Source organism: Desulforamulus profundi (assembly GCF_002607855.1).
In genome coordinates this window covers 1-5,050 of record NZ_AWQQ01000153.1, presented here as the reverse complement: position 1 = coordinate 5,050, position 5,050 = coordinate 1, and the positions used below count along the sequence as shown (strand labels likewise).

At 41.9% G+C, this 5,050-nt stretch carries 5 protein-coding genes; all 5 read left to right on the top strand.

Going from position 1 to position 5,050, the window contains the following annotated elements:
- Positions 1-36 precede the first annotated feature (36 nt).
- The 5 genes from P378_RS18360 to P378_RS24565 all read left to right on the top strand — a co-directional run bounded on the left by P378_RS18360 (position 37) and on the right by P378_RS24565 (position 4,373).
- Positions 37-846, top strand: coding sequence for an Rpn family recombination-promoting nuclease/putative transposase (locus P378_RS18360; RefSeq protein ID WP_099084213.1), 810 nt, complete (start codon positions 37-39; stop codon positions 844-846).
- Between the two features lie 385 nt (positions 847-1,231).
- Entirely contained in the window at positions 1,232-1,876 is a 645-nt protein-coding gene (locus P378_RS24415; RefSeq protein ID WP_420796027.1) for a helix-turn-helix domain-containing protein, read from the top strand.
- Between the two features lie 644 nt (positions 1,877-2,520).
- Positions 2,521-3,291 (top strand): DUF6544 family protein, encoded by a 771-nt coding sequence (locus P378_RS18350; RefSeq protein ID WP_099084211.1) that lies wholly within the window; start codon positions 2,521-2,523, stop codon positions 3,289-3,291.
- Between the two features lie 183 nt (positions 3,292-3,474).
- Positions 3,475-4,053 carry a phosphorothioated DNA-binding restriction endonuclease gene (locus tag P378_RS24570; protein ID WP_476588341.1) on the top strand — a complete coding sequence of 193 codons (579 nt, stop codon included), beginning with the start codon at positions 3,475-3,477 and terminating at the stop codon, positions 4,051-4,053.
- A gap of 32 nt (positions 4,054-4,085) precedes the next feature.
- Positions 4,086-4,373 (top strand): HNH endonuclease, encoded by a 288-nt coding sequence (locus P378_RS24565; RefSeq protein WP_238473426.1) that lies wholly within the window; start codon positions 4,086-4,088, stop codon positions 4,371-4,373.
- Positions 4,374-5,050: the final 677 nt, after the last annotated feature.

Here is a 5,050-nt window from a genome sequence, read left to right as displayed (position 1 = left end):
YCTTAACGCAGTTTAAAGCCACCGCCGGGCCAGGAACTGCATGATGTAGAATTACTGGACCGGGAGCTGGACCCCAGGTACCTGCTGGACAAAGCGGCCCGGCTGGACATACTGGCCAGGACAGCCGCAGGAGCGCTGGTAAATGTGGAGGTACAAATAGCCAATAAATACAACATTGACAAACGTACTTTATTCTACTGGGCAGGGCTCTACCACGGGCAGTTAAGCAGCGGGCAAGATTTCATCCACCTCAGGAAAACCATCACCATAAACATTCTGGGCTTTGATTGGTTCAAAGGCAAGACAAAGTACCAMCACACCTTCCGCATCAGGGAAGACGAGACCGGTGAGTTACTGAACGATGAACTGGAAATTCATTTTTTGGAGCTGGAGAAGTTCATTAGGCTGAAACGCAGGCCGAAGGATGCGCTGGAAGAGTGGCTTTTGTACTTCAATAACATTGTTGGAGAAGAAATGGAGGAGATCGCTATGGGAAACCCCGGCATTCGCAAGGCCATGACCATTGAGCAGATATTCTTTAAGAATCAGCAAGAGCGTCGTCTATATGAGCTGCGGGAGAAAGCCGCCAGAGACGAAATTTCTATGATAAGCGGCGCTAGGGCTGAAGGAAGGGCTGAGGGAGAGGCAAAAGGTCAAAGGGAGGCCATCTGCAAATACTTGGAGGTCAGGTTCCCTGAATCATCCACCCTGCAAGCAGAAGTAAAAAGAATAACTGATGTGGTAGTCTTGGATAAAATCATTAACAAAATCTACACTGCCAATAGCCTGGATGAAGCAGCAGCGATCGTCAGAGAGGCAACCGAATCAAAGGGACGGTTCTCTTGAGTCAAAAGGTACCTGGCAGTGCGGCTGAGCAATGTCGCTGAATGTAGTGGGTGGGAATCCCACCGGGTAGGGTTTAGCCAGCCGCCCGTAGCTAGTCTTGGAACCGATAGGGTAACCTAAAGGTTTAAGTGTAGACAAGCAAGTTAGCGGGCCGAAAGCATGTTACCACCCACACAGATTGGCAGTAAAAGAATCAATGTCAATGGCGGTAGGCGAAAAAATCATGCTGAACTGCAGGAAAACTGACAACAAGTGTAGAAAAGCCGTCTCATGCTTTAAATATCTAAGCAGGAGACGGCTTTTGTAGTCATGGACGCAGCAAAGGGTTAAAGAGTTTGGCCGCTCACCCCTATGCTGCTAACACAATGGCCCAAAGCCATAGCTTATGATGAGAATATCAATTCTTTGCTCAGATTTCAACCGATATTTAGAATGTCCTGAGGAATTTTTACCTAAAGAAGTACGCTGTGTGCGTGACCCCTCTCATAAACCCCATAAACACACAGGGTGGTCACGATTTTCTTTAACACCTGACCATGTTACTCAAAAGTTAATTCGTCTGTTCAGGTGGTTTTGCCCTGAGTGTAAGGAATCCATCAGTATCTGGCCAGAATTTATTTTACCTTACCAACCAGAATTGGTAGAAACTCATGAACAGGCTGTGGTGGAACATTTGAACGGTACCTCTATTACCGATACAGCAGACGTAATAGGCTATAATCCCCGTACCGTAAGTCGTTGGATAAAGCGTATTATGAATCAGGCCCTCCTAATGGCGCCTCGGATTATCCCCCAATTGTTACAATTTCTGGCCTGTGAACTTTTACCCCTTAGTTCAACCATAGCTTTTAAGGCGACACAGGAACTGTTGTCCTGGTTGTACCGGTATGCTCAGTTTATTGAATTTCCTCGACTTTACAGATTGATGGGGCTATGTAATGTGCTTGGTCAAGGCCGCTTAATTATCTGGGGCGGGGCCATTGGCCGTTGCCGATATAGCAGGGAGATTACAGAAATCTTCCTCTGCTAATTCCCCTGGGAGGGGAATTCCCAACAAACCCTAGTTATCGCCATTTCCCGTGCCTTCCTTCATGATTAGCTTTAAGGAAGTATTTTTCCTAAAAAGTTATGGAAATGGGGGAATGGATGATGAAAATATGGACAGAAGATGACCGAACCCGCACAGCTCTGTGGAGATTTGAACTTATCTCCCCACTGGTAACACGGGAATTACCCCGTGGTGCGATGACCCCGGAAAAGTATTCATCTAAATAGCTTCATGTATGAGCCGATAATTGATATGTCCGACTGGATGCTTAAAGAACTCTACACGAAAGTGTTGGCATTGCACACTTATGAGTAGTCGAATAAAGTGCAAACTTCCCATTATCCATATACTTAATAATTAAGGCCTATTCGTATTATCGTGTTTAAAATGGCAATTGAATTTCCAGTAAATTAACCACCTTGATGCATATGATCTTTGAAATACGCACTAAAAGATTCTTTAACTAACGGGTAGGATAAATCAATAATTCTTCGCAATTGATACGATAATTAAAGGATGATATTTCGCAAATCTCATGAATACTATAACGAAGGATTGTTTTACGAAGGCGATTCTATTGCAGACAGTTTCAAGTAATGAAAACTTTGTTTATAGGAGTTGCATCAATGAAAGACCTTTATATATCAGAAGTTAGAAAAGAATTGACAAAGTATTCAAATTGTTCAAACGATATCATCACTGAAAATGACATTGTTCCGCTACCAGAACCAATTCAAAAATATTTTCGGTATTGCGGTTACCTTGGAAAAGAAAAGATGAATAATGCAGAGATTGAATGGGAAGATGTTTTTTATAAAAATTCTCCCAACAAAAAATGGATGAGTTTAAAGTGTTATCAGTTTAATTCAGTTCCTGAGCCAACCCGAATAGCTTACATGAAAAGTAGAATCATGGGCATATTCCCTTTTGAAGGAAGGGACAAATACCAGAATGGGCATGGAAATATGCTGATAAAATTTTTAAAACTTTTAAAGGTTGTCGACGCAAAAGGTAAAGAAATGGACGAATCCGCGTTAGTAACAGTTCTGGCTGAGGCCCTTGTAGTTCCAACATACGCGTTCCAACATTATATTAAATGGACTGCAATCGATTCGAATACAGCCAAAGCTGTGATTAGATATAATGAAAGTGAAGTAAGCGGATTATTTTACTTTGATGATCTTGGGGAGTTTATTCGATTTGAAACCGATGATAGATACTATTCTGAAAGAGGTACAGAGTATAAAAAAGTTAAATGGTCAGCAGTCGCGGGAAATTATATCGAGAAAAACAGAATAAGATTTCCATCATATTTAAAGGCCATATGGCATACTGATGAAGGAGATTTTGAATATTTTAAAGGGAACATTGCTAATATTAAATTTAACATAAAATAGTATACACGAAGCCTTAAACTATTGGGTAGCGTTAGAAAAAGATGCTGCACATAATTACCATAAGGCAAAAAATAATCCAGCATAATAGAGAACTTCCCATTATCCATAACCGGGTAAGTTGGTTCTTTAGGATAAGGTATTTGGCGAGCGTAATTACCAGAAAAAAGAGGGCAGGTTTTGTTTATGGATTCTATGCAACTAAAAGAGAAAATAAAAAATCTCACCATATGGAGAAAAGGGGATCAAAGAGCTCCTCATAAGCCTCTCTTAATTTTATATGCGCTTGGACAATTACAAAGTAAAGGTGCAAGGTACCTGTTGTACGAGGAAGTACGGGAACCTCTTACTAATTTATTGAAAGAGTTTGGGCCACGCAGACGGTCGTATCATCCAGAGGAACCCTTTGTTCGGATGACCAGAGATGGTATTTGGACTCTAGATGCGGACATTGATTCTGTACATATAAAAAGTCCTTGGTTAATAAAGCATGGGATTTCAGGTGGATTTAATAACGAAGTATACCAACTATTATGTGCTAATCCATCTTTAGTTAGTGAAGTGGTAAAGATTGTACTATCAAGTCATTTTCCTGAAACAATTCATGATGATATATTATCAGCAGTAGGACTTGATTTTGATTCCGAAGCCGTTGGCTATGGAGGGCATACTTCCAGTAATACATCTAGAGATCCCAAGTTTAGGGCAAAAGTACTACGTGCCTATGAATATAGTTGTGCTGTTTGTGGGTTTAACGTACGTTAGGTAATAATTTAGTTGCAGTAGAAGCAGCTCATATCAAATGGCATCAAGCTGGGGGTCCTGATTCTGAAGAGAACGGTATAGCTTTATGTACTATGCACCATAAATTATTTGACCGGGGTGTTTTTACAATAACGGACTCTAAGAGGTTTCTAGTTGCAGAGGAAGCAAACGGTAGTAATGGCTTAGAGGAATGGTTGATGAAATACCATGGGCAACTTGTCCGTTCACCAATCAATCCCCAGTATCAACCTAACCAATCGTACGTAGAGTGGCATGTTAAAGAGGTCTTTAAAAGTCCAGGGAGATATTACGTCGGTTAGTATTAACGAATATCGGATTAGATTGTGTGTTTGGCTGGTAGTCGACTGCGGAGTTAATAGATAGCAAGCAACTTCCGATTATCCATATCACCTGAATGTTTGCAAACTAAATGGAATGACCACAGTTTAGGGGCAACCCGGAGATAGACCAATTAGGCTAATAAACGTATCTTATAACCATTTGGCGTATCACATAATGAACATCAAAAGAATTGGGGTGAAAAGCATAGTTGCCGGTGGGGCTGGTAGGGTATGTACAAGATTTTGTGTAGTGCGGCCGGGTAAGGTCGCTAAGTCTAGTGGGTGTAAGCCCCACCAGGGTAAAGCCTAACCAGCAGCCCTGTAGCCAGTTCTTGGAGGTTTTCAGGTAACTGAAAGCTTTAAGCGTAGAACGGCAAAATAGCGGGCCGAAAGCGAAAGCTGAAGTGATTGAGCTCCGAAATATGAATTGAGAATGGCCGATGTGGTTACACGCACAGAAGGAACAACAGTATAGACGCTATGGTGAGTCTTTATGTCGCTCCGGGGTCTAAGAGCTCGGCACGTTAATATTGAGAATTAGCGGTAACCCGGGAGACCCTGCTTCTTCCTATAAATGGGTATGCCTACAAGTGATAAACAAGCAAGGAAGGCAATGAGAGGCAGGGAGTCGGATGACTGAATAGTATCAATGAAAC

What these genes read in the sequence shown, in the direction of transcription:
- P378_RS18350 (WP_099084211.1), top strand. Translation starts at nt 2,521, where the DNA reads ATGAAAGACCTTTATATATCAGAAGTTAGAAAAGAATTGACAAAGTAT.
- P378_RS24570 (WP_476588341.1), top strand. Translation starts at nt 3,475, where the DNA reads ATGGATTCTATGCAACTAAAAGAGAAAATAAAAAATCTCACCATATGG.
- P378_RS24415 (WP_420796027.1), top strand. Translation starts at nt 1,232, where the DNA reads ATGATGAGAATATCAATTCTTTGCTCAGATTTCAACCGATATTTAGAA.